General features: G+C 62.1%; 21 protein-coding genes. 13 read left to right on the top strand and 8 right to left on the bottom strand.

The genetic code is table 11. The features are described 5' to 3' along the window. Positions 1 to 87 precede the first annotated feature (87 nt). Positions 88 to 810: a pirin family protein gene (locus ACM6J5_RS08250; RefSeq protein WP_095942836.1), complete on the bottom strand. Its 723-nt coding sequence runs from the start codon at positions 808 to 810 to the stop codon at positions 88 to 90. Between the two features lie 345 nt (positions 811 to 1,155). Here ACM6J5_RS08250 and ACM6J5_RS08245 point away from each other — a divergent pair, with 345 nt between their 5' ends. Both ACM6J5_RS08245 and ACM6J5_RS08240 read left to right on the top strand, forming a co-directional pair. Beyond that, a complete protein-coding gene (locus ACM6J5_RS08245; RefSeq protein ID WP_095942837.1) occupies positions 1,156 to 2,106 on the top strand; it encodes a GlxA family transcriptional regulator in 951 nt (316 codons plus the stop codon). Between the two features lie 162 nt (positions 2,107 to 2,268). Next, positions 2,269 to 3,753 (top strand): ATP-binding protein, encoded by a 1,485-nt coding sequence (locus tag ACM6J5_RS08240; RefSeq protein WP_095942838.1) that lies wholly within the window; start codon positions 2,269 to 2,271, stop codon positions 3,751 to 3,753. Here ACM6J5_RS08240 and ACM6J5_RS08235 read toward each other — a convergent pair. Further along, the gene (locus ACM6J5_RS08235; RefSeq protein WP_414928154.1) at positions 3,718 to 6,522 is read right to left on the bottom strand and encodes an ATP-binding protein; all 2,805 of its coding nucleotides are present in this window, start codon (positions 6,520 to 6,522) and stop codon (positions 3,718 to 3,720) included. The two genes, ACM6J5_RS08240 and ACM6J5_RS08235, sit on opposite strands and share 36 nt — an antisense overlap. Before the next feature lie 365 nt (positions 6,523 to 6,887). On the opposite strand from ACM6J5_RS08235, the gene ACM6J5_RS08230 reads away from it, so the two are divergent. Continuing rightward, positions 6,888 to 7,463 carry a flavodoxin family protein gene (locus ACM6J5_RS08230; RefSeq protein ID WP_414928153.1) on the top strand — a complete coding sequence of 192 codons (576 nt, stop codon included), beginning with the start codon at positions 6,888 to 6,890 and terminating at the stop codon, positions 7,461 to 7,463. A 35-nt stretch (positions 7,464 to 7,498) separates the two neighbouring features. Continuing rightward, positions 7,499 to 8,323 carry an alpha/beta fold hydrolase gene (locus ACM6J5_RS08225; protein WP_095942841.1) on the top strand — a complete coding sequence of 275 codons (825 nt, stop codon included), beginning with the start codon at positions 7,499 to 7,501 and terminating at the stop codon, positions 8,321 to 8,323. A 34-nt stretch (positions 8,324 to 8,357) separates the two neighbouring features. Here ACM6J5_RS08225 and ACM6J5_RS08220 read toward each other — a convergent pair whose 3' ends face one another. Next, complete coding sequence (locus tag ACM6J5_RS08220; RefSeq protein WP_150674297.1) at positions 8,358 to 8,801, bottom strand: helix-turn-helix domain-containing protein; 444 nt, start codon at positions 8,799 to 8,801, stop codon at positions 8,358 to 8,360. A gap of 263 nt (positions 8,802 to 9,064) precedes the next feature. Between ACM6J5_RS08220 and ACM6J5_RS08215 the strand changes: the two genes are divergently transcribed. The 7 genes from ACM6J5_RS08215 to ycaC all read left to right on the top strand — a co-directional run bounded on the left by ACM6J5_RS08215 (position 9,065) and on the right by ycaC (position 16,146). Next, positions 9,065 to 10,054, top strand: a complete 990-nt coding sequence (locus ACM6J5_RS08215; RefSeq protein WP_095942843.1) for an MBL fold metallo-hydrolase — start codon at positions 9,065 to 9,067, stop codon at positions 10,052 to 10,054. A gap of 47 nt (positions 10,055 to 10,101) precedes the next feature. Continuing rightward, entirely contained in the window at positions 10,102 to 11,022 is a 921-nt protein-coding gene (locus ACM6J5_RS08210; protein ID WP_414928152.1) for a LysR substrate-binding domain-containing protein, read from the top strand. Between the two features lie 961 nt (positions 11,023 to 11,983). Further along, positions 11,984 to 12,343 (top strand): DUF6124 family protein, encoded by a 360-nt coding sequence (locus tag ACM6J5_RS08205; RefSeq protein WP_414928151.1) that lies wholly within the window; start codon positions 11,984 to 11,986, stop codon positions 12,341 to 12,343. Between the two features lie 250 nt (positions 12,344 to 12,593). Beyond that, positions 12,594 to 13,010 carry a DoxX family protein gene (locus ACM6J5_RS08200; protein ID WP_150674299.1) on the top strand — a complete coding sequence of 139 codons (417 nt, stop codon included), beginning with the start codon at positions 12,594 to 12,596 and terminating at the stop codon, positions 13,008 to 13,010. Next, positions 13,003 to 13,611, top strand: a complete 609-nt coding sequence (locus tag ACM6J5_RS08195) for an antibiotic biosynthesis monooxygenase (protein WP_414928150.1) — start codon at positions 13,003 to 13,005, stop codon at positions 13,609 to 13,611. The genes ACM6J5_RS08200 and ACM6J5_RS08195 overlap by 8 nt, the downstream gene beginning before the upstream one ends. Further along, positions 13,611 to 15,449, top strand: coding sequence for an amidohydrolase (locus tag ACM6J5_RS08190; protein WP_095942849.1), 1,839 nt, complete (start codon positions 13,611 to 13,613; stop codon positions 15,447 to 15,449). The genes ACM6J5_RS08195 and ACM6J5_RS08190 overlap by 1 nt, the downstream gene beginning before the upstream one ends. Positions 15,450 to 15,519: 70 nt before the next feature. After that, positions 15,520 to 16,146: an isochorismate family cysteine hydrolase YcaC gene (gene ycaC / locus ACM6J5_RS08185; RefSeq protein ID WP_095942850.1), complete on the top strand. Its 627-nt coding sequence runs from the start codon at positions 15,520 to 15,522 to the stop codon at positions 16,144 to 16,146. 123 nt (positions 16,147 to 16,269) lie between these two features. Here ycaC and ACM6J5_RS08180 read toward each other — a convergent pair whose 3' ends face one another. Next, positions 16,270 to 17,697 (bottom strand): mechanosensitive ion channel family protein, encoded by a 1,428-nt coding sequence (locus ACM6J5_RS08180; protein WP_150674301.1) that lies wholly within the window; start codon positions 17,695 to 17,697, stop codon positions 16,270 to 16,272. A gap of 126 nt (positions 17,698 to 17,823) precedes the next feature. Then, positions 17,824 to 18,843, bottom strand: a complete 1,020-nt coding sequence (locus ACM6J5_RS08175; protein WP_095942852.1) for an alpha/beta hydrolase — start codon at positions 18,841 to 18,843, stop codon at positions 17,824 to 17,826. 159 nt (positions 18,844 to 19,002) lie between these two features. On the opposite strand from ACM6J5_RS08175, the gene ACM6J5_RS08170 reads away from it, so the two are divergent. Further along, complete coding sequence (locus tag ACM6J5_RS08170) at positions 19,003 to 19,899, top strand: LysR family transcriptional regulator (protein WP_095942853.1); 897 nt, start codon at positions 19,003 to 19,005, stop codon at positions 19,897 to 19,899. Between the two features lie 152 nt (positions 19,900 to 20,051). Here ACM6J5_RS08170 and ACM6J5_RS08165 read toward each other — a convergent pair whose 3' ends face one another. The 3 genes from ACM6J5_RS08165 to gspG form a co-directional block, all read right to left on the bottom strand. Further along, positions 20,052 to 20,630: a hypothetical protein gene (locus ACM6J5_RS08165; protein ID WP_414928149.1), complete on the bottom strand. Its 579-nt coding sequence runs from the start codon at positions 20,628 to 20,630 to the stop codon at positions 20,052 to 20,054. 154 nt (positions 20,631 to 20,784) lie between these two features. Further along, on the bottom strand, positions 20,785 to 21,972 hold the full coding sequence (locus ACM6J5_RS08160) for a type II secretion system F family protein (protein ID WP_095942945.1): 1,188 nt from the start codon (positions 21,970 to 21,972) through the stop codon (positions 20,785 to 20,787). Between the two features lie 14 nt (positions 21,973 to 21,986). Beyond that, the gene (gene gspG, locus ACM6J5_RS08155; protein ID WP_095942855.1) at positions 21,987 to 22,421 is read right to left on the bottom strand and encodes a type II secretion system major pseudopilin GspG; all 435 of its coding nucleotides are present in this window, start codon (positions 22,419 to 22,421) and stop codon (positions 21,987 to 21,989) included. 194 nt (positions 22,422 to 22,615) lie between these two features. Here gspG and ACM6J5_RS08150 point away from each other — a divergent pair, with 194 nt between their 5' ends. After that, positions 22,616 to 23,224 (top strand): lytic transglycosylase domain-containing protein, encoded by a 609-nt coding sequence (locus ACM6J5_RS08150; RefSeq protein ID WP_095942856.1) that lies wholly within the window; start codon positions 22,616 to 22,618, stop codon positions 23,222 to 23,224. The last annotated feature ends 57 nt before the right edge of the window (positions 23,225 to 23,281 follow it).

Here is a 23,281-nt window from a genome sequence, read left to right as displayed (position 1 = left end):
AGCCTGCTCGCGATGGCGGAGTGTCAGACGACATCACTGTTGAATGACCCAGCGCATCGCGAGCAGGCTCGCTCCTACAGGGTTTTGTCATGGCATTTGCGGCAGTTCCTGTGGGCGCAAGTCGAAGACCAATACTTCAGCATCCACGCCGTTGCTCAAGGTCAGCGCCTGTTCATCACGAACCCGCACACCGTCGCCTTCCTGCAACAACACACCGTTGAGTTCGACGCTGCCCCGGGCCACGTGCACATAGGCGTAGCGGTTGGCGGCGAGTTCCAGGGTGGCGCTTTCCTTGCCGTCGATCAGGCCGGCATACACCCGTGCATCCTGACGCACCTTGAGCGAACCCTTGGCGCCGTCCGGCGAGATGATCAGTTGCAGGCGGCCGCGTTTCTTCTGGGTGCTGAAATGCTCTTGCTGATAACGCGGTTTGGCGCCGCTGACGTCGGGCACGATCCAGATCTGCAGAAAGTGCACCGGCCGGGTGCTGGAGTGGTTGAACTCACTGTGGGCCACGCCGCTGCCCGCGCTCATCAGTTGCACGTCGCCGGGGCGGATCACCGAACCGGTGCCCAGGGTGTCCTTGTGTTCCAGGGCACCTTCAAGCACATAGGAGAAAATCTCCATGTCGCGGTGCGGGTGCTGGCCGAAGCCTTTGCCGGCGGCGACGCGGTCGTCGTTGATCACCAACAGGTCGGAAAAACCCTGCTCTTTCGGGTTGCGATAGTTGGCGAAGGAAAAGGTATGGAACGACTTCAACCAGCCGTGATTGGCCAGGCCACGATCCGAGGCTTTGCGAAGAGTCAGCATGATGAAATCTCCTGTGGGGACGTGAATTCGTCCGAGTGAGGAGAAGGTTAATGGTTACTGATTGATGCAATAAGTAGGTAGAAACTGAAATACTGTCTCGGCCAGGTTGACAGTTTATGAGGGCGAATCAGCTATTATTTTCCAACCTCTACGTCGTACTTGGCCATAATGCACAGCACTCCCTGATGCCGGGCGCAGACCCTGTGGGAGCGAGCCTGCTCGCGAAGGCGTAGTGTCAGTCGCTATCAACGTTGGCTGATACACCTCATTCGCGAGCAGGCTCGCTCCCACAAGGGCCCGGTGTTTGGCGGACCGACCTTATTTGATCCCAGTGAATTCCAATCCATGAAAACCGTGGCAATGGTGCTGTTTCCCGACTTTCTCCTGCTCGACATGGCCGGGCCCATGGAAGTGTTTTCCATCGCCAATCGCTATCTGAAACCCGACGATCACTATGTGCTGTCGACCATCGGCACCGAGCCCGGCGCACTGCGGGCGTCCAACGGGGTGAGCGTGCACGCCGACCTGCACATCGATCAGGCCTGCGAGGGTTTTGATTTGCTATTGGTGCCCGGTGGTCCCGGTGCCTACAACGAACGGCATCCGCCATTGCTCGACTGGCTCAGGCACAACATCAGCCGGTCCGCCGCTTATGGCTCGATCTGCACCGGGGCGTTCGTGCTGGGGCATGCGGGCTTGCTCGACGGCTATCGTGTCACCACCCACTGGCACTACACCGAGCGGCTGATCAAGGGCTTTCCGAAGGCGACCGTCGAGACCGACCGGATCTTCGTCCAGGACCGCAACCTGATCACGTCCGGTGGCGTCACCGCCGGGATCGACCTGGCCTTGTCAGTGGTGGCCCAGGACCACGGCAAAAAAGTCGCCCAGGACGTGGCCAAAGTGTTGCTGGTGGTGATGAAACGCCAGGGCGGGCAGGCGCAGTTCAGCCCGTTGATGGCGGCGGTGGCTCCCCACGAAACGGCGATTACCCGGGTGCAGAACCATGTGCTCGAGCATCTCGATGAAACCTACAGCATCGAGCGCATGGCCGGTCTGGCCAACATGAGCCCGCGCCATTTCGCCAGGGTGTTCGCCCGGGAAGTGAGCATGACGCCGATGGAATTTCTGCAAAGCGCACGCATCGATTGTGCCAGGAACCTGCTGGAGACCACCGAATTGCCGCTCAAGACCGTGGCCTTCAAAAGCGGCTTCGGCAGCGTGCGGCACATGCGTTTTCTGTTCAGTGAAAAGCTTGGCCTGACCCCGACCCAATACCGCGAGCAGTTCAGCTAACGCGCGTGTCCGTCATGCGCACCGCAATGGCCGTGACGCTCCCCCCATGGCAGTTGTACCGTTACCGAGGCCTGCCAAGATACCGGTGAACTCATTGCAAGGAAGGTGCGGAGCCTGGGATGGACTCACGTACCGAGCCAGGCTTCCAGCGGGTGACAGCGCATGAACAGCCTCAGAGATATAAACAGCGAAGCGGTGCTGCAATTCGGACCCTACGCTTTGCACCTCAGTCAGCGACTGGTGCTGGAGGGCGATCGACCGCTGCGTCTGGGCGGCCGCGCCCTTGACGTGTTGCAGGTGCTGGTCGAACACGCCGGTTCGGTGGTCAGCAAGGAAGAGTTGATTGCACAGGTCTGGCCGCGCTCCGTGGTCGAAGAAATCAACCTGCGGGTACACATTGCCGCCCTGCGCCGAGCCCTGGGCGACGGGCAGAACGGACAGTGCTACATCGTCAACATTCCCCAGCGCGGCTACAGTTTTGTCGCCCCGGTACAGCATTTGCCGCAGCCTGTAGCGTTCCCGAGCGAGACCGTAAAAAAGCCCCTGCACAACCTGCCGGCGCGGCTCACTCCGATCACCGGGCGCGATGCAATTGTCGGCAGCCTGGTGCGGCAGCTGCCGGTGCGGCGATTCATGACCCTGGTCGGGCCTTGCGGGATCGGCAAGACCACCGTGGCGCTGCGCGTGGCCGAACTGTTGTTGCAGCACTATCGGCACGGCGTGTGGCTGGTGGACCTGGCGGCGATCGATGACCCGGCGCAAGTGACCGATCACCTCACACGAACCCTTGGGCTGGAGGTCGGCACCACGCTGGAGGCGCTGGCGCAGCGGCATGCCTTGTTGGTCCTGGACAACTGCGAACACCTGCTCGAACGCTGCCGGACGTTGATCGAAACGCTGCTGGCTTCGCTGCCGCGATTGTCGATCCTCGCCACCAGCCGCGAGCCCCTCAAGGCGGCGGGTGAAACCGTATTGCGCCTGCCACCGCTGGCGGTGCCGCCGGCTTCAGCGCTGCGCAGTGTCGCCGAGGTCATGGGCTATTCGGCGGTGCAGTTGTTCGTCAGCCGTGCCCGGGCTCGTCAGCAAGGCTTCACCCTGCGCGAGCAAGACCTCAAGACCGTACGGGAAATCTGCCGGCGCCTCGACGGCCTGCCGCTGGCGATTGAATTGGCGGCGGCGCAAATCGATGCGCTGGCGCTGGTGGGGTTGCAAGCGCAACTCGATAACTGTTTTCAGCTGCTGTCCCAGGGCCGCCGCACGGCCGTGCCCCGGCACCAGACGCTCAAGGCAGCGCTGGACTGGAGCTACGAACGTTTGACTGCCGTGGAGCAAACCGTGTTACAGCGCCTGGCGGTGTTCAAGATGGCCTTTACCCAGGACGCAGCGATCGGCGTGATCAGCTGCGACGCGTTGCCGGTCGCCGCCCTGATCGAGGTGCTGGACAACCTCACACTCAAGTCACTGCTGTCCCAGGAGCAGGGCGGCGGTGTGACCCGCTACCGCTTCCTCAACACCACCCGCACTTACGCACTGGAAAAACTCGAGCTCAGTGGTGAGTTGCGCGCCCTCGAAATTCGTTATGCCGGTTACGTCACTCAGACGTGCTGGCCTTCAGGCGGGCAGGTGGCATTGCAACTCGTCGAGTAGCCGGCGAACGGTCATCAAGTCGGGCGTGGCGAAACCTTCGGTGTAGCGCTGGTAGACCGGTGCCAGCAGGTCATACGCCCTTTGGCTGTGGCCCTGACGCTGCCACAACTGCGCCAGTGACGTGGCGCTACGCAGCTCCCAGGCCAGCGCACCCTGGGCCTTTGCCACGTTGAGTGCCTTGAGCAGCACGGTTTCGGCCGTCGCGGCGTTGAGCGGGCAATCGGTTGCCAGCAACGTCCTGGCCCTGGCCCGCAGAATTTCTGCCGTGCTCCAGTCCGAAACACCGCTTTGCGCACGTTCGAGCAGTTCATCGTCGACACAGGTCGAATCCAGCGTGACCATGATGTCCTTGATCAAACCGACACGCTTGCGGCTGGATGGCCGAACATCGGTGCCGCCGATCACCCGCGCGTAGTGTTGTGCCCAGCCATGGAACAGCAGGACCGAGTGTTTCTGCGTCTGTTGCAGTAGCAGGCGCAGGAGCTCGCGGGCGCTGCGGGTGTCGCCGTTGTAGTGGGCGATCAGGCAGCCGGCGAGCGCCAGGGTGTAGCAGATCGACGTGCCGTGGTTGATCTGCAGCGCGATGTCCAGCGCCTGTCGGGCTGCGCGCCAGGCCTGTTCCGGTAGGCCTTGCAGCCAGAGGATGCGTGCGTGGATGGTCAACGCCGCGACGCTCTGGTCGTATTGCACGCCGAAGCCATGGGTGAACCGGTTGAGATGACCGCTGTGGGCCATGCGTTGCAGCACCTGTTCGGCATGCTCCCCGGCCTGTCGCTGGTCGCCGCAGAAGTGCAGGGCGAGCACTCGCAATCGATGCATGCTCAGGGACATCAGGGCGTCGTCATGCAGCCCCAGTTGATCGAATTGCCGGCTCTGTTCCAGGGCCATCTGGTATTGGCCGCCGCTGAGATTGACCGCCAGGTGTCCGGAAATCGCCCGCAATTGACCGGCCACATCGTTGAGTCGGCTGGCCAGGGTTCTGGCGCTGACAAAAGCACCAATGGTTTCGGTGCTGGCGCCATGAGCGTGGTAACAGGCATTGCCCAGAGCCAGCTTGAGGGCCATCTGCAAGCGCGGGCAAGGCTCGGCCGACTGCTCGAGCAAGGCCAGCGCCTTGCGCACATAACCGCCGTGTTCCTTGAGCAGTGACAACTCCTGCCACAGGGGCGTAGACGTCGCGGCCAGACGTACAGCCAGCGCCTGCGGCCCTTGCGCGTGCAAACCCCAATCGAGGGTCGCGCGGATGTCCTCCAGGGCCCGGCCATAACGTTCGAGCCACAGGCCGGTCGAGGTTCTCTCCCAGTCGTCCTGCGCCTGTTGCATCAGCGTCAGGCAACGCTCGGCATGGCGCTCCCGAGTGCCGGGCAGGTCGGTGGTTTGCGCAAGTTTTTCCAGGGCATAGCCGCGGGTGGTGTCGAGCAGGCTGTAGTAAACATCCTCGTCGCCCACCTCCACGTTCAGCAGGGACTTGGCGACCAGTTGGGTGATCGAGCCGAACACTTCGCGGGGTTCGATGTGTTCGCCGACGATCACCGCCGCTGCCGACTCCAGGGTGAAGCTGCCGCGAAACACACTGAGTCGGCGCAGGCAGGTCTTTTCGCAGGCATTAAGCAGTTCGAAGCTCCAGTCCAGTGTCGCGCGCAACGTCTGATGGCGTGCCAGCGGCGTCTGGCAGGGCTGGGTCAACACCCGGAAGCTGCTTTGCAACTGCGCCAGCAGGCCGGGCAATCCGAAGTTGCCCACTTGCGCCGCTGCCAGTTCGATGGCCAGTGGAATGCCGTCCAGTCGGTGGCAGATGTCGATCAACAGCGGCAGTTCATCATCCGTCAGTTCAAAACTGTCATGACTGGCCATGGCCCGCTCGACAAACAGTTGCAGGGCGGAAAAGGTCATGGCCTGGGCGCGGTCGAGGACGGCGATGGGCGGCGGGCAGTCGAGCGACTCCAGACGCTGAACGAATTCCCCTTCGGCCCGCAGGCTCTCGCGGCTGGTGGCCAGGATGTGCACGTGCGGTGCACTGCGCAGAATGTTTTCGCAGAGCAGGGCGATGGCGTCGACCAGGTGTTCGCAGTTGTCGATGACCAACAGCATTTGCCTGTCGCGCAGACAGTCGGCAAGACCGCTCAGGGGGGCGTCGTCGTGCAGGGCCAGTTCGAGCAATGTCGCCAGGTGGCCGTCGATCATCAGCGGGCAGTTGATCGGGGCCAGGTCCAGCAGGCGAATGCCGTCCCGGTAGCGACCGATCATTTGTTCGGCGACCCGCAAGGCCACGGTGGTCTTGCCGATGCCGCCGGGACCGACGAGGGTGATGAAGCGCTGGTGTGGCAGTTGCACCACCAGATTGTCGACCAGCGTCTGCCGGCCGATCATGCGCGTGTGGCGCACAGGCAGGTTATGCCGGTTCGGTGCGCAAATCACGGCCGCTGGCGGTTGCTCGGCCTGCTCCAGTGAGTGCGGTGCGACGAAGCTGTACCCGCGCTGGGCCACGGTGACGATGTAGCGCTGGCCGGCCTGACCGTCGCCGAGCGCCTTGCGCAACGCGGCCATGTGCACCCGCAGGTTGATGTCTTCGACCACGCTGTTGGGCCAGACCCGGGCGATCAGTTGCTGCTTGCTGACCACGTTGCCGGCGTGCTCGAGCAGGATCAACAGGATGTCCATGGCACGCCGCCCCAGGCGTAAAGGCTGGTCGGCCTCCATCACCAGGCGTTGTCCGGGGTAGACCCGGTAGGGGCCGAAATGCACAGCCTGTTCGGGGGAAAGGGTCAACGAGTCGCTCCTGCTGCATCCGTCTAGTACGCGGTTTTCGAGCATATTCCTCAGGTTTTTTACGGAGCGCAATGCGCCGCCTGAGTGACTGAAGGGGCAGGCAATGACTCTAGCGTATCAGGCAGCGGCTGTCGGTCCCGAAAACATTGGCTGCGACAGATGGGCAGGACTTGCCGGGGCTTTTTGCGCGCCAAGAAAAATTAACAACGTTTAACTCGTCGTGCGTCCGGTCTACGCCAAAACTCTGGTCCTGTAGGAGCGAGCCTGCTCGCGATGGAGTATCAGTCGACACCAATGTGGCTGACACACCATCGCGAGCAGGCTCGCTCCTACAAGGGAGATCAACTCATCACTAGGACACCTGAATGAGCAACGTGGTGGTGGTCTATCACAGTGGCTACGGGCATACCCGGGTCATGGCCGAAGCCGTGGCCGCGGGCGTGGAACGGCACCTGGGCAGCACCTGCCGGTTGATCCCGGTCGAGGAAGTGGACGAGCACTGGGCGCGGCTGCACCGCGCCGACGCCATCATCTTCGGCGCGCCGACCTACATGGGCAGTGCCTCGGCGGCCTTCAAGGCGTTCATGGAGGCCACGTCGGCGTTCTACCTGACCCAACCCTGGCGCGACAAGCTCGCGGCGGGCTTCACCAATTCCGGCAGCCTGTGCGGCGACAAGCTCAACACCTTGCTGCAAATGGCGGTGTTCGCCGCCCAGCACTCGATGATCTGGGTCGGCCTCGACCTGCTGCCGGCACGCTCCAGCACCGGCGCGTTCAACGGCCAGCTCAATCGCCTGGGCAGCTCGCTGGGCGCCATGGCCCAGTCGAATGTCGAGCAATCCCCCGACGATGCCCCGCCGCCCGAGGATCGCTGCACCGCCGCGCACCTGGGCGAGCGGGTGGCGCGCCTGGCGGACCGCATGAAGCCGTCACCGGTTTGATTCACCCCCCAACCCTCGTTAAGGAGGCATCACCCATGAGCACCTTCACTACCCGCGACGGCGTCGAGATCTACTACAAGGACTGGGGTACCGGTCAGCCGGTTGTCTTCAGTCATGGCTGGCCGCTGAACGCTGACAGCTGGGAATCGCAGATGATTTTCCTGGCTTCCAAGGGCTACCGGGTCATCGCCCACGACCGACGCGGTCATGGGCGCTCCAGTCAGCCGTGGTCGGGCAATGACATGGACCATTACGCCGACGATCTGGCGCAGTTGATCGAGCTGCTCGATCTGCAAAACGCCGTGCTGTTCGGCTTCTCCACTGGTGGTGGCGAAGTGGCGCGCTACATCGGTCGCCACGGCACCGGCCGCGTGGCCAAGGCCGGACTGATTTCCGCGGTGCCGCCACTGATGCTCAAGACCGAAGCCAATCCCGGCGGCCTGCCGCTGGAAGTGTTCGACGGCATCCGCCAGGCCTCGCTGGCCGACCGTTCGCAGCTGTACATCGACCTCGCCGGCGGACCGTTCTTCGGCTTCAACAAACCCGGCGCGAAACCGTCCCAGGGCATGATCGACTGGTTCTGGATGCAGGGCATGATGGCCGGCCACAAGAGCGCCTATGACTGCATCAAGGCATTCTCGGAAACCGACTTCACTGAAGACTTGAAGAAGTTCGACGTGCCGACCCTGGTGGTGCATGGCGACGCGGATCAGGTCGTGCCGTACGAAGCGGCGGGCGTCTCCTCCGCCAGACTGGTGAAGGGCTCGACCCTGAAGATTTACCCGGGCGCCCCTCACGGTTTGACGGACACGCATAAGGATCAGCTCAACGCTGACCTGTTGGCGTTCCTCAAGGGTTGATGTGTGACTGAAAGATCGCAGGCTTCGCCAGCGCCTACACGCTAGCGTGCATGCCCGAAGGCTGCGATCTTTTGCTTTTAAGGCCATGCACCACCTGGCAGCGCCAGGCAAACGGATTGATGCCTTCGCTGCGGGTGAATATGTGGCAGAAGTGCGCCTGATCGCAGAAGCCGCATTCGAGGCTGATCTGCGTGAGGCTCAGGCCAGTGTACTGGATCAATTGCTTGGCCAGGGCAATGCGCTGCTGGCGAATCCAGTCCTGTGGCGAGAGGCCGGTGCTGCACTTGAATGCACGGGAGAAATGACTGCGCGAGAGGGCGCAGGCCTGTGCCAGTTCAGTGACCTCCAGGCTGTCGCCCAGACGTTCGAGGATCAGTTGTTTAACCAGTTTTTCGCGTTGCGGGCTGAGGCCGCCGGTGTGGGTCTTGCGAGGTTCGCTGGCAGGTGCGCGGGCGGTGGTTTGCTGTGGGTAAGCCATGGCCATTGTCCGGTCGGGGAGGAAAAGCGCTGGCGCCCGGTTCGAGCGATCAGCACCGTTACTCTGGAAAAAAACTGTTCTGCGCTGAGGGCTTCATTGTTGGAGGCGCCCGCTATGGCTGACGAGTTAAACGTTGTTAATTCCATGCCCGAGGGTGTGAACACAGCACATCGTTGCAAGTGCCGGCAATGGCGATTGGCACAAGATGCGCACAATGGAGCGGGCTATAACGGACCGCCGCTTGGCCTGAAAAAGGTAAACAGATGAAACGGACATTGCAGGGAACGCTCGGCGCCATCGGCCTGGTTCTGATCTGCGCCGGTGCACAGGCTCAGGCGCCCGCGCAGGTTGGCACACAAGTACCCGGTTACTTCCGCCTGGCGCTGGGGGATTACGAGGTGACGGCGCTGTTCGACGGCTACAACGATCTGTCGCCCAAGCTATTGCAGGGCATGAGCCAGGGCCAGATCCGCGCTCTGCTGGCCCGTCGTTCGATTGAAACCCCGGGGGTACAGACCGCCTTCAACGCCTTTCTGGTCAACACTGGTAAACAGCTTGTCCTGATCGACACCGGGGCAGGGCAGTGCATCGGTCCTACCGCCGGCCAACTGCCGGCCAACCTGCAAGCGGCCGGCTACAAACCGGAACAGGTGGACGCCATCCTGATCACCCACCTGCACCTGGATCACGTCTGCGGCCTGGTGGACGGCCAACAGCAACCGGTGTTCGCCAACGCCACGGTGTATGCCGCCAAGGCCGAGGCTGACTACTGGCTCGATCCGCAGGCATTGGCCAAGGCACCGGAAGCGGCCAAGGGCTTCTTCAAGGTCGCCCAGGACTCCACCGCGCCTTACGTTGCCGCTGGCCGTTTCAAGACCTTCACCCCCGGCCAGTCACCGCTGCCGGGTGTGGTCGAGGCGCAACTGGAAGCCGGGCACACGCCGGGGAGCACCACGTACCGTTTCACGTCTCAAGGGCAAAGCATCCTGTTCATGGGCGACCTGGTGCACAACCTCGCCGTGCAGTTCTTGCATCCTGAGGTGTCGATCGGTTTCGACGTCGACAGCCAGCATGCGATCAAAAGCCGCAACCAGGTGTTCAGTGCCGCTGCCGCCAGCAAGACCTGGGTGACGGCGGCGCACCTGCCATTCCCCGGCATTGGTCATATCACCGCCGAAGACAAGCATTTCCAGTGGGTGCCGGTGGAGTACGGGCCGTACAAACGAGCGGCAAACGTGCCGTTGATCGAGTAAAGTCGACGGCATTCGCGCCTGGCCGAACACACAAGGAACCCGTGCCAATGAACCGTAACGATCTGCGTCGCGTCGACATGAACCTGCTGGTGATTTTCGAAGCCTTGATGTTCGAAAAGAACCTGACCCGTGTCGCGGAAAAACTGTTCATGGGCCAACCGGCGGTGAGCGCCGCGCTGGGGCGTCTGCGGGATCTGTTCGACGACCCCTTGTTGCTGCGCAACGGTCGCGGCATGGAACCGACGGCGCGGGCGCTGGCGATTCTCAAGGAACTGCAACCGGCCATGGATACCATTTCCGGCGCGGTCAGCCGGGCCAAGGAGTTCGATCCGGCGACCAGTTGCGATGTGTTCCGCGTCGGGCTGTCGGACGATGCCGAGTTCGGTTTGTTTCCGCCATTGCTGCGTCAATTGCAGGAAGAGGCGCCGGGGATTGTCGTGGTCGTGCGGCGGGCCAATTATCTGTTGATGCCGGCGCTGCTGGCGTCGGGAGAGATCTCGGTGGGCGTGAGTTACACCACGGATCTGCCGGCCAATGCCAAGCGCAAGAAGCTGCGCGATATTCCCTGCAAAGTGCTGCGCGGCGACACCCGGCCGGGGACGCTGACCCTGGATGAGTACTGCGAGCGGCCCCATGCGATGGTGTCGTTCTCGGGGGACTTGAGCGGCAATATCGACCTGGATCTGGCGAAGGTCGGGCGTAGTCGTCGTGTGGTGCTGGGGGTGCCGCAGTTCAGTGGGTTGCGGGCGTTGCTCGCCGGGACCGAGATGATTGCCACCGTGCCCGATTATGCGGCGTGTGCGTTGGTTGAGGGGTGTGGGTTGCGGGCCGAGGATCCGCCGTTCGAGATCGAGGCGGCGCAGTTGTCGATGGCCTGGAGTGGGGTGCATGACAATGATCCGGCGGAGCGGTGGTTGCGGTCGCGGATCGGTGAGTTCATGTCTGTGGCTTTGGATATTCCCTCCTGACTGAGTACATATCCGTTTCTGCGGTAACGGCGGCTGGCGGTTTCGCCCTTACGGCGAGTCCCTTTTGGCAAACGCCCCAAAAGGAACCAAAAGGTCTCGCCCCTTACGTACGGCCCCTCGCTGAGGCTCGGCGTTCCTTCGCTGCGGTATTCATCCGGGGGCATTGCCCTCCGGTCGGCTTCGCTTCGACCTACATGCAATGAGTTCGACTGCGTCGAACGGCGCTGCGCGCCAATCCCCGGATGAACACCTCCACTCAGCCTTCCGAGGGGGCGGGTGGATCAAGATCAAGAGCTGCAGGCGAGCTAACGCTCGGCCTGATGAGTGGTGAGAAGCGGCGCGGTGTACGCTGCTCTGCCTTTGCCTTTCTGTGGGAGCGAGCTTGCTCGCGATGGCGGCCTGCCAGCCAACCAATCTCTCACAGACATACGCTGATCCACTGTAGGAGCGAGCTTGCTCGCGATGGCGGCCTGCCAGCCGACCAATTTCTTTCGAATGTACCCAGCCCAACTGTAGGAGCGAGCCTGCTCGCGATAGCGGTGGATCAGTCAACATCAATGCCGGATGTAATGCCGCCTTCGCGAGCAGGCTCGCTCCCACAAGGAATATGCAGCGTTCTGACAGCCCCGTTTAAAAGCCGTCAGCCTCTATTCCTGAAAGCCACACCGCCTTGCGTCGTTGCCTACAACTACGCCAGAATCCGCCGGCTTGTGAGTCTTGGTCATGATCTCTAACGTTCTCCGTGTCGCTGTCTATGCAGCGATCGGGTTTAGCAGCTCGGTAAATTTCAAGGCTCGCCAGTGTCACCTCAAGATCATTTCGGTCTGCAATTTGGTGGCTGTGCGTGGGGCACTTCGGTGCGCCGGGTTCCTTGATCCCTGGTCTGCTAACCCGCGTACAGCCGCCACCCAATTCGTTTAGCAGCGACCTGTGGCGGCTCCATTGATCAAGGAGCTTGACCATGTGCAAACCAACCCCCAATCCCCCGCAATCCGACGACGTTTCCCCCTATGATTCGCTTGATTCCAGAAAGCTCCACGAGGCCGCCGACCGCGCGCTGGATCACTACCTGAACCCCGCAAAAGACCCGGCTCCATCGCACAAACCCAGCACGATGTTTGTCATCGCCCCCGACATCAATACCGAAACGCTACTGGCCCACGCCTGCGAATCCCTGGCCTCGGCCAGTATCATGGCCAGTGACCTTGCGGGGTTTCTGCAAAGTCCTCATCGCAATGCGCTGCTGGGCATTGCGCAGATCATCATGTTGGGCGAGTTGGCGGTGAATCGCGCGCTGGATAATCTCGATCCGCAAGGCTAACCGAGTAACCGCAAGCAACGAGTAACCCTGTGGGAGCTTGCTCGCGATGGCTGCATCACATTCAGCATGGATGTCGACTGACCCACCGCAATCGCGAGCAAGCTCCCACAGGGTTCCATGCCGTTTGGCCACTCTCGGTCTTCCCGCAAACAGAGCACGTACATTCAATTTTTCCTCCCCCCGTCCCGGCACTATCAAATCCAGTCCCGGCGCATCGACGCCGGTGGTTTTTCATTTGTGCGGGTAGGCCATGGACGCTTCGCGACGCGATGATCGGGCGCAAGACTGGGGGCTGCTGTTCCTGCGGGTCAGCGGCAGTTTGTTCCTGTTGTGGGTGCATGGTTTGCCCAAGCTGCTGCACTACAGCGCCGAGCTGCAAAACATCGAAGACCCTTTCCAGCTGGGCGCGAACCTGACGCTGCTGCTGGCGATTTTCGCCGAGGTGGTGTGCCCGCTGCTGATCGTCGCCGGGTTGCTGGCGCGTCTGGCGTGTTTTCCTATTCTGTTTCTGCTGTGGGTGTCGATGTTGGTCGTGCATCCGCAGTGGACGCTCTTCGAGGGCCAGTTCGGCTGGCTGTTGCTGATCGTGTTCACCAGCATTTTCATCGCCGGGCCGGGACGGCTGGCGCTCAATGTCCGTTTCGCCGGAGCCTTGCGTTATGTCTGAATCCAATCGCCGTGAGCCGGCAAGTCCCGGGCCTGATGAGGTGGTGACCCTGATCGTCAAGCACCGGGTCAAGGCCGGTTTCGAAGTGCCTTATGAAGCCTGGCTGCGCAACATCGTCAAGGTGGCCGCGCAGAACGTCGGGCACCTGGGCGTGGATGTGGTACGTGGCAAGAATGCCGGCCTGGACACCTACACCTGCGTGCTGCGCTTTTGCTCGACCGAGGCGATGCAGAACTGGCTCGACTCACCGCAGCGCCAACAACTGGTCAACGAAGCCGCGCCGATGCTCGCCGATGGCGACCAGACCGAAGTCAATCCGGTCAACGAGTTCTGGTTCTCGCCCCAGGCCGAGGCCGGTACGCCACCGCCGCGCTGGAAGCAGGCCGTGGTGACGCTGCTGGTAATCCTGCCGCACACCTTGCTGGTGCCGCTGCTCTGGGGGCCGCTGCTACAGCTCAACGCCTTGCTCTCCAATTACGTGGTGGCCACCTTCCTGATCACCCTGACCATCGTGTTGTCGGTGGTTTACATCTTCATGCCCATGGCGACGCGTCTGTTCGCGCCCTGGCTGTCTCCCTCAACATTGCACGAGGAACCGTGATGAACGCCGATCTGATTCTGTTCAATGGTCAATTCCATACCGTTGACCGCGAAAAACCGCTCGCCAGCGCCGTGGCGATCAGCGACGGGCGTTTTGTGGCGGTCGGCAGCGATGCCGAAGCCATGGCCCTGCGGGGTTCCGGCACCCAAGTGATCGACCTCAAGGGCCGCTGCGTGATCCCCGGGCTCAACGACTCGCACTTGCACCTGATCCGTGGCGGCTTGAACTACAACCTGGAACTGCGCTGGGAAGGCGTGCCGTCCCTGGCCGATGCCTTGCGCATGCTCAAGGATCAGGCTGACCGCACGCCGACGCCGCAGTGGGTGCGGGTGGTCGGTGGCTGGAACGAATTCCAGTTTGCCGAAAAGCGCATGCCGACCCTGGCGGAGCTCAATCAGGCGGCACCGGACACGCCGGTGTTCGTGCTGCACCTGTATGACCGCGCCTTGCTCAACCGTGCCGCGTTGCGTGTCGCCGGCTACACCCGCGACACGCCGAACCCGCCGGGTGGCGAGATCGTGCGTGACGCCAACGGCGAGCCGACCGGCATGCTGGTGGCGCGGCCCAACGCGATGATTCTGTATTCGACCCTGGCCAAGGGGCCGAAGCTGCCGCTGGAGTATCAGGTCAACTCGACCCGTCAGTTCATGCGTGAACTCAATCGCCTGGGCCTGACCAGCGCCATCGATGCCGGCGGCGGTTTCCAGAATTACCCGGACGATTACCAGGTGATCGAGCAGTTGGCGAAAGACGAGCAACTGACCGTGCGCATCGCCTACAACCTGTTCACCCAGAAGCCCAAGGAAGAGTTGACCGACTTCAAGAACTGGACCGGCAGCGTGAAGCTGCACCAGGGCGACGATTTCCTGCGGCACAACGGCGCCGGGGAAATGCTGGTGTTCTCGGCGGCGGACTTCGAAGACTTCCTCGAACCGCGCCCGGACCTGCCGCAAACCATGGAAGCCGAGCTGGAACCGGTGGTGCGCCATCTGGTCGAGCAACGCTGGCCGTTCCGTTTGCACGCCACCTACAACGAATCCATCAGCCGCATGCTCGATGTGTTCGAGAAGGTCAACCGCGACATTCCGTTCAATGGCCTGCCATGGTTTTTCGACCACGCCGAAACCATCACCCCGCAGAACATCGAGCGGGTGAGGGCGCTGGGTGGCGGCATTGCGATCCAGGATCGCATGGCGTTCCAGGGGGAATATTTCGTCGAGCGTTACGGCGCGAAAGCGGCCGAAGCCACGCCACCGATCAAACGCATGCTGGCCGAGGGCGTACCGGTGGGCGCCGGTACCGACGCGACGCGGGTGTCGAGCTACAACCCGTGGACCTCGTTGTACTGGATGGTCAGCGGTCGCACCGTCGGCGGCATGGAGTTGCACGCCGAAGGCCTTTCACGCCTGACGGCGCTGGAACTGTTCACCCACGGCAGCGCCTGGTTCTCGTCGGAGCAAGGCAAGAAGGGCCAGATCAAGGTCGGGCAACTGGCCGACGTCGCGGCCCTCAGCGCGGATTTTTTCAGCGTCGATGAAGAGGCCATCAAGTGGATCGAATCGGTGTTGACCGTGGTCGGCGGCAAGGTGGTGTACGGCGCCGGTGACTTCGAGAAGCTCGGGCCGGCCAGTGTGCCGGTACTGCCGGACTGGTCGCCGGTGGTGAAGGTGCCGGGCCACTGGCGTCCGACCTCGCCAATGCAGGCCCAGGTTCATCATTGCAGCGGTCCGTGTGCGGTGCATTCCCACAGTCATGAACGGGCGCGTCTGTCGAACGCGCCGGTCAGCGATTTCGCCGGTTTCTGGGGCGCCTTTGGCTGCTCGTGTTTTGCCTTCTGACGAATTCAAAAAAAGCGCCGGCCCAACCGGTCGGCGCTGACTGCGACAACCATCCATCAAGGAGTTTCCAATGAGCAACGTTCCGTACAAACGCCTGAACAAAGACGATGCCGTGGTTTTGCTGGTCGACCACCAGACCGGTCTGATTTCGCTGGTACAGGATTTCTCGCCCAACGAGTTCAAGAACAACGTGCTGGCGCTGGGCGACATCGCCAAGTTCTTCAAACTGCCGACCATCCTCACTACCAGTTTCGACAGCGGTCCGAACGGTCCGATTGTGCCGGAGCTGAAGGCGCAGTTCCCGGACGCGCCGTTCATTGCACGCCCGGGCCAGATCAACGCCTGGGACAACGAAGACTTCGTCAAGGCGATCAAGGCCACCGGTCGCAAGCAACTGATCATCGCCGGTGTGGTAACCGACGTGTGTGTGGCGTTCCCGACCCTGTCGGCCATTGCCGAAGGCTTTGAGGTGTTTGTGGTGACCGACGCTTCCGGCACCTTCAACACCACCGTGCAGCAAGCGGCCTGGGCACGCATGTCGGCCGCCGGTGCGCACCTGCTGAACTGGTTCTCCGTGGCCTGCGAGCTGCAAGGCGACTGGCGCAACGACATGGAAGGCCTGGCCAACCTGCTGTCCGAGCGCTTGCCGAACTATCGCAACCTGATCAACAGCTACACAAAGTTCACGGCCAAGTAAGTACGCTGCACTTGTAGGAGCGAGCCTGCTCGCGATTGCGGTCTGCCATTCAATATCGATGCTGGCTGATCCACCGCTATCGCGAGCAAGCTCGCTCCTACAAGGTTTTGTGTGAACCGTTGATCAACGCTTTTGCAACCAACTCAAAAACCCACCTTTCCTGACCGCCACCGGCTTGGCCATCAACGCCATGCGGCTGTTCTGCTGGCGCACCGCCTGCAGCTTGTTCAACGCCCGGTCGACTTCCCGTCGTTGCACCATGCAACTGCGGGTCAGGGATTTGTCGAGACGGTAGATGATGCTTGAGGTCATGGCGGTGAACCGTGCCTGGGACGGCGTGTCGGCGAGGATGCTTTGTTCGCCCATGACTTCACTCGGCCCCATGCGCCCGGCTTCGATCTGCGTGCCGCCGTCGGGGACAGTGGCGCTGACCACGCCGGTGGCGATGACGAACAGGCTGTCTGGCACTTCATCCAGATCCAGCACCACCTCACCGGCCGCGTATTGCTGCGCCACCATGTTCTGGGCCAGTCGATCACGTTCCTCTGCGCTCAGGGAGCGGAAGATTTTCACTTCATCGAGCAAGGCCCGTGCACGGGTCGACGGCTCGATCACGCCATCGGGTTGACGGGAAATGCCTGCCGCTTCGAGGTGCCGATGGGCCAGGTCGAACAGTTGATTGCGCACTTCGCCCTTTTTGCCCAATTCGGCGATGAAGCCACTGGCCACGTATTCGGACATGGTTTCGCCGGCCTCCTTGAGCACGGCTTTCGGCGGCGGATCGAGCAGCAGGCTGCTGCTGCCCTGAAGGGTGCGGTCCAGCGCATCGAGTACCCGGCGCGGGCGGATGTGGTTGGGCACCAGAATGCTGATCGACACGCCGTGCACATTGAACGGGCGGCTGAGGTTGACGATCTTTGCCTTGGCCGCCACCGAGTTGGGCACCACCGCCGTGCTGCCGGCGCTGGTCAGCAGGTGGGTGGCACGCCAGTCGATGTCCAGCACCTTGCCTTCAATGCCGTCGATGGAAACCCGGTCATCGACCTGGTACGGCTTGGTGGTGTTGAGCACGATGCCGGAGAACACGTCGCTCAAGGTGCTCTGCAATGCCAGGCCCACCACGATGGCGACGACACCGGAGGTCGCCAGCAAGCCTTTCACCGGCAACTCCAGCACGTAGCCGGCGGCGGCCACCACGGCAATCAGGAACACCAGTGCGCCGATGACATCCTGCAACAGCCGGCCGCTGTGGCCGATGCGCCGCATCAGGGCCAGACCGATCACTTCGGTGAGCACCCGCGCGGTGTACAGCCACCAGAGAATCCCCAGTGCCGTGGCCCCCAGTTGCGCCACGGGATCATCGGCAAACAACGGCGCCTGCAACGGGCTGACGCCGGCGTTGATGAGCACTGCGCTGAACAGCACAAACAGCGCCAGGCGCACGCCGACCCGGCTGACGCGATGCTTGAATGGCGCGAGGTGCCAGAGCAGGGCGTCGATGGCCAGCAGCAGGGTGCTCAGGGAGAGCAGGTGACCGAAGAGAAAGGACATGGGCATGCTCCGGTAGAAATGAGGTCGCGCAGGTGGAGAGTGTTTTTGTGGCAAGGGAGCTTTTTGTGGGAGCAAGCTCGCTCCCACAGAAAAGCCCTTCACCAGTGTGTGGTGAAGGGCATGGACTCACTGCAAATGAGTCTTGAGCTCCAGCGCAGCCTGGCGCACCGCCGACTTGACTTCAGGAATCCGGCTCAGCGGATTGAGCAGGCCGAAGTCGTGGATCATGCCGTTGTAGCGTACCGAAGTCACCGGCACACCCGCCGCATCGAGGTGGCGGGCATAACCTTCGCCTTCGTCGCGCAGCACGTCGAACTCGGCGGTCTGCACCAGGGCGGCCGGCAGGCCTTTGAGCTGCTCGGTGCTGGCGTTGAGCGGCGAGGCATGAATCTGCGCACGTTCGCCGGCGTCGGTGGTGTAGTTGTCCCAGAACCACTTCATCATGTTTTGCGTCAGGAAGTGGCCTTCGGCAAATTGCTGGTACGACGCGCTATCGAACCGGGCGTTGGTCACCGGCCACATCAGCAGTTGAAAACGCAGGGCCGGGGTTTTTTGTTCCTTGGCCATCAAGGCCACGACCGCCGCCATGTTGCCGCCGACGCTGTTGCCGGCCACGGCCAGGCGCTTGCCGTCGACGCCGATCTCATGGCCGTGTTCGGCCACCCAGCGGGTTGCGGCGTAGGCCTGGTTGATCGCGGTCGGGTAATGCGCTTCCGGCGACGGCGTGTAGTCGACGTACACCGCGACCGCGCCGGAACCTACCACCAGGTCACGAATCAGGCGCTGGTGAGTCGGGAAATCCCCCAGCACCCAACCGCCACCGTGGAAGAACATGAACACCGGCAGTTCACCTTTGACCTTGGCCGGGCGCACCACTTTGAGGTTGATCGCCTGACCGTCAATCTTGATTGCCTTGTCGCTGACTTCCACGCCGGACAGGTCAACCTTCACCGACGCCTGGGCACCGGTCAGCACCCCACGGGCGTCTTTCGGGCTCAGTTGTTCCAGCGGTTTGCCACCGCCGGCGGCGAGGGCTTCGAGGAAGGCCTGGGTGTTGTGTTCGACACCCGGGCTGCCAGCAGCAAAAGCGTTGCCGACGGAAAGGGCGAGGAGGGATGCAGTCAGGGTTTTCTGGACGAGGTTCATGGGTAAATCCTTTTTAACCGATGGCGTTGAGCGTCTTGGGATGAGGTCGCTGCCAGCTCTGTGGTTCAGGCTTGAGCAACACCGTGAACACAGATTAATAGGATGCCTGGAAGGGAAAAAGCGGCTATAAAGTGTTTGACTGTCAACCGGGAAGTGACAATGAACCCCTTCGAAGATATGCGTATTTTTTGCCAGGTCATGGACTCCGGCAGCTTCACGGCGGCCGCCGATCAACTGGGGCTGTCCAAGCAGTTTGTCAGCCGCCGCTTGATGCAACTCGAAGAGCGTCTGGGCGTGCGCTTGCTCAATCGCTCGACCCGGCGCCTGGACGTCACGCCGCTGGGGCAGAGCTATTACGAGTCAGCCTTGCGCCTGCTCAGCGAAGTCGAGCAGGTGGAGCAGGGCATTGCCGGCCAGACCACCGAACCACGGGGGACCATTCGCGTGAGTGCGCCGCTGTCGTTCGCACTGGCGCATCTGGGCTGCCTGTTGCCGGTGTTTTTGCAGCGCTATCGCGACGTGACGGTGGAGATGGACTTGAGTGATCGTCCCGTGGATTTGCTCGGTGAGGGCTACGACCTGGCGCTGCGCATCGGCACACTGGAAGACTCGACACTGATCGCCCGCCGCATTGCCTCCATTGAACGGGTGTACTGCGCAAGCCCCGCGTACCTGACCGAGCGCGGCACACCGCTCAAGCCTGAAGACTTGCACGGTCACGACTGCCTGCCGTACGGCCATGGTCGCCAGGTGCAATGGCGGTTTGCGGGGCAGGGCAAGCCGCTGACTGCCAACGTCACCGGGCGGATGCGGGTCAACAACGGCGAGGTGCTCAAGGACGCGGCGATCGCCGGGTTGGGGATTACGTATTTGCCGACGTTCATTGTCGGCTCGGCACTCAAGGATGGACGGCTGGTGGAGGTGCTGGAGGATTTGCGGCCGGAGCCGTTGACGTTATCGGCGGTCTATCCGCAACACCGGCAGAGTTCGCGGCCGGTGCAGGCGCTGGTTGAGTTCTTGCGCGAGGAACTGGATCAGTCTGAGGGTGGGTTGTAGAGCGGTGGATTGTCTGACGTACATTGACCACTGTGGGAGCGAGCTTGCTCGCGATGACATTCGGTCATGCAATATTTCTGTTGCCTGACACTCCGCCATCGCGAGCAAGCTCGCTCCCACAGGGTTTTGTGTTGTGTGGGAGTCAGTGTAAATCAGCTCCTTTTGTCATCACCGGGCTCGGCATGAACGCCACGGTCATCGCCGGGCTCACCATTGGCATGGACGCCACGGTCATCGCCGGGCTCGCCATTGGCATGGACGCCACGGTCATCGCCGGGCTCGCCATTGGCATGAACGCCACGGTCATCGCCAGGCTCACCATTGGCATGGACGCCATGGTCATCCCCGGGTTCATCATGGGTGCCGCTGCGTCCTGAGGACGAGGTCGATCCGGAGTGGCTCGAACCGCTGTTGGCACTGCCATGGCCACTGTTGCTGCCATGGTCGCCACTGTGGCCGCTGCCGCTGTTGCCACCACTGCCGCTTCCACCGTGACTACCGCCACCACCACCACCACCACCGCTGCCGCCTCCACTGCCGCCGCCACCACCGCTACCACCGCCGCCGCCTCCACTGCCGCCGCCACCACCACTTCCACCACCACCGCCGCCACTACCCCCATCCTTGGCCTGAGCACTGGAAACTCCGGACAGGCTGTCCGGAATCAACACGGTAGACGCCGACAGAACCGCGCCAATAGCTACTGCCAGTAAAAGCTTATTGATGAGCATGTCGTTCTCCGTCTTTTTATTCAGATTGGAACGTTGATGAATATTGCAATGTGCTGCTTTTTTCCCCGCAGGAACTTGATGAACAGTTCAGCGAACCGATTTATTCGGCTGGAACGTTGAAAAAGCGACGTATAGCAGGCCCTGTTTCAGAGGGTCAGTGAATGCTCGAGGCCAACTCGAAAATCGGGATGTACATCAGGATCACGATCACCCCGATCAACAGGCCGATGAAGGTCATGAGCAAGGGTTCGAACAGCCGTACGAACCATTCGATCCAGCGGCTGATTTCTTCGTCGTAGAAGTCGGCGCTGCGCTCCATCATCTGCCCGAGGTTGCCGGACTGTTCGCCGGCGCGCAGCAGGCGCAGGGACACTGGGGTCACCAGGTGATTGAGTTCCAGCGCGGCAGAGAGTGATTGCCCCTCGCGCACCCGGTCGCAGGCCTGGTCCAGGCGCGTGCGGGAGGCGACGCTGAGCAGGCCACGGACCATGCCCATGGCGGTGACCAGGGGGATGCCGCCTTGCAGCAGAATCCCCAGCGAACGGTAGAAGCGCGCCAGCTCATACATGAAGATGCGCTGGTGCACCGCGGGGAGTTTTTCGATCAGGCGGTCCAGCCCCCGACGAAAGGCCGGTTGGCGCTGGAGCAGGGTGAGGGCGACGATGATGGCCAGCAAGCCACCGAAGAATTCACCTTGGTGAGTGTGCAGGAACATGCCGCTGCTCATCAGGATCTGCGACATCCATGGCAGGTTCGACCCCAGCCCTTCAAACACCAGGCTGAAGCGCGGTACGACATACCCCATCAAAAACAAAACCACGCCACCGCCCACCACCAGCAACAGCAAGGGGTAGATCGAAGCGCTGATGATCTTCTGGCGAACCTCGTCCATGCGCTGGCGATAGCTCACATAGCGGCCCAGGGCATCGCCCACGGCGCCAGTCTTCTCGCTGGACTGCACGAGCGCTACATACAGCGGCGGGAAAACCGCCGCCAGCTGGCTCAGGGCCTGGGAAAACGATTTGCCCTCGTACAGCAGGCGGACCAGTTCGTTCAAGGTTTTGCGGGCCTGTGGCGCGTTTTCCTTTTCCGCCAGGCTTTCCAGCGCATCGATCAACGGCAGGCCGGCATTGAGCAAGGTGGTCAGTTCCTGGCTGAACAACACCAGGTTGAACGTCTCGCGCCTGTGCAGGCGCAACGCGCGCCAATGTCGCTCGGCGTGCAGGCTGACCACCCGCAGGCCCTGGTCCTCGGCGATGCGCCTGGCTTCGCTGTGCCCCGGTGCCTCGACGGTCATCGAGACCACACCGGCTTTGCCGACGGCCTTGAGATGAAAGCGCATGGTCGCCATTCCCGTCAGTTCCAGTTGGTGACTTCGGCGTTCTCGCCTTCGCCACCGGGCTGCCCGTCCTTGCCCATGGACAACAGGTCGTACTCGCTGTTTTCACCGGGATAGCGATAGCTGTAGTTGCGGCCCCAGGGGTCTTGCGGGAGCTTTTTCTGCAGGTACGGGCCGGTCCAGCGCGGTTCGTCGGCGGGGGCGGTGACCAGTGCCTGCAAACCCTGTTCGGTCGATGGGTAATGGCCGACCTCCAGGCGGTAAAGGTCCAGGGCTTTGCTCAAGCCTTCTATTTGCGCCTTGGCCACTTTCACTTCGGAACGGCCAAGTTGGGCGAAATACTTCGGCGCCACGAGGCCGGCCAACAACCCCAGTACCACCAGCACCACCAACAGTTCGAGCAAGGTGAACCCGCTTTGGGTTCGCCTGGCATAACGCAGTCGCTGATTCATGATGACCTCACACAGTCGGCGGCAGAGTAGCCAGATAACTCCATGCAATTGCCATGCTCACGATTGCTGATGCTGGCGACTCCCCCGTACTACGGGCCTTTTCGCTTACGGCACAGTGCTTGCGTATGGCTGGTGCACGACTGGCCATTGGGGCAATACCCCCAATTTTCGGGGCCGGAAGGGGAGGTATAACAATGAAAACACTCACCACCGGATTGCTGGGTCTTCTTGTGCTGGCAGGCGCCGCACAGGCCGATGTTTTTGTTTCCGTGGACGCCAATGGCAGCTACGTTCTGTCCAATGTCCACCGCCCCGGACGCCACTATGAACGGGTGATTCGTGAGCCCGATGCGGCGGTGGTCAGCCTCGATCAGCAACCGCAGATGATCGCCGCGCAACCCTATGCCGAGCTGGTGGCGGCGGCGGCCACGGCCAACGAACTGCCGGCGGCGCTGATTCACGCAGTGATCAAGACCGAATCGCGCTACAACGCCCGCGCCACCTCACCCAAGGGCGCTCGCGGGCTGATGCAGTTGATGCCCGCCACCGCCCGCGAAATGGGTGTGACCAATGTTTACGACCCCAAGGCCAACATCCAGGGCGGCGCCCGCTATCTCAAGCGCCTGATGACGATGTTCGACAACGATATCCGCCTCGCCGTGGCGGCCTATAACGCCGGCCCGCAAGCGGTGCTCAGCCGGGGCAACGTGGTCCCGCCGTTCGCCGAAACCCAGCGTTATGTGCCCAGCGTGCTGAACCAGTATCGGCGTTTGCAGGGGCTGCCCGCGGATTCGCCGCTGTGATCGAAAGCCCGGGGAATTTTCCCCAATAGTGGGGAATGGTGGCCCCGGCGAAAAAGT

The sequence above is a fragment of the Pseudomonas sp. IT-P74 genome, from assembly GCF_949768175.1.
Classification (GTDB): Bacteria; Pseudomonadota; Gammaproteobacteria; order Pseudomonadales; family Pseudomonadaceae; genus Aquipseudomonas.
Note: the sequence above shows the minus strand (reverse complement) of the source record. Positions and strands in the feature narration are given on the sequence as shown.

Bases quoted from the DNA above. Each gene is read 5' to 3' on its own strand.
- ACM6J5_RS08250 (WP_095942836.1), bottom strand. From the start codon at position 810: ATGCTGACTCTTCGCAAAGCCTCGGATCGTGGCCTGGCCAATCACGGC.
- ACM6J5_RS08245 (WP_095942837.1), top strand. From the start codon at position 1,156: ATGAAAACCGTGGCAATGGTGCTGTTTCCCGACTTTCTCCTGCTCGAC.
- ACM6J5_RS08240 (WP_095942838.1), top strand. From the start codon at position 2,269: ATGAACAGCCTCAGAGATATAAACAGCGAAGCGGTGCTGCAATTCGGA.
- ACM6J5_RS08230 (WP_414928153.1), top strand. From the start codon at position 6,888: ATGAGCAACGTGGTGGTGGTCTATCACAGTGGCTACGGGCATACCCGG.
- ACM6J5_RS08225 (WP_095942841.1), top strand. From the start codon at position 7,499: ATGAGCACCTTCACTACCCGCGACGGCGTCGAGATCTACTACAAGGAC.
- ACM6J5_RS08220 (WP_150674297.1), bottom strand. From the start codon at position 8,801: ATGGCTTACCCACAGCAAACCACCGCCCGCGCACCTGCCAGCGAACCT.
- ACM6J5_RS08215 (WP_095942843.1), top strand. From the start codon at position 9,065: ATGAAACGGACATTGCAGGGAACGCTCGGCGCCATCGGCCTGGTTCTG.
- ACM6J5_RS08210 (WP_414928152.1), top strand. From the start codon at position 10,102: ATGAACCGTAACGATCTGCGTCGCGTCGACATGAACCTGCTGGTGATT.
- ACM6J5_RS08205 (WP_414928151.1), top strand. From the start codon at position 11,984: ATGTGCAAACCAACCCCCAATCCCCCGCAATCCGACGACGTTTCCCCC.
- ACM6J5_RS08200 (WP_150674299.1), top strand. From the start codon at position 12,594: ATGGACGCTTCGCGACGCGATGATCGGGCGCAAGACTGGGGGCTGCTG.
- ACM6J5_RS08195 (WP_414928150.1), top strand. From the start codon at position 13,003: ATGTCTGAATCCAATCGCCGTGAGCCGGCAAGTCCCGGGCCTGATGAG.
- ACM6J5_RS08190 (WP_095942849.1), top strand. From the start codon at position 13,611: ATGAACGCCGATCTGATTCTGTTCAATGGTCAATTCCATACCGTTGAC.
- ycaC (WP_095942850.1), top strand. From the start codon at position 15,520: ATGAGCAACGTTCCGTACAAACGCCTGAACAAAGACGATGCCGTGGTT.
- ACM6J5_RS08180 (WP_150674301.1), bottom strand. From the start codon at position 17,697: ATGTCCTTTCTCTTCGGTCACCTGCTCTCCCTGAGCACCCTGCTGCTG.
- ACM6J5_RS08175 (WP_095942852.1), bottom strand. From the start codon at position 18,843: ATGAACCTCGTCCAGAAAACCCTGACTGCATCCCTCCTCGCCCTTTCC.
- ACM6J5_RS08170 (WP_095942853.1), top strand. From the start codon at position 19,003: ATGAACCCCTTCGAAGATATGCGTATTTTTTGCCAGGTCATGGACTCC.
- ACM6J5_RS08165 (WP_414928149.1), bottom strand. From the start codon at position 20,630: ATGCTCATCAATAAGCTTTTACTGGCAGTAGCTATTGGCGCGGTTCTG.
- ACM6J5_RS08160 (WP_095942945.1), bottom strand. From the start codon at position 21,972: ATGCGCTTTCATCTCAAGGCCGTCGGCAAAGCCGGTGTGGTCTCGATG.
- gspG (WP_095942855.1), bottom strand. From the start codon at position 22,421: ATGAATCAGCGACTGCGTTATGCCAGGCGAACCCAAAGCGGGTTCACC.
- ACM6J5_RS08150 (WP_095942856.1), top strand. From the start codon at position 22,616: ATGAAAACACTCACCACCGGATTGCTGGGTCTTCTTGTGCTGGCAGGC.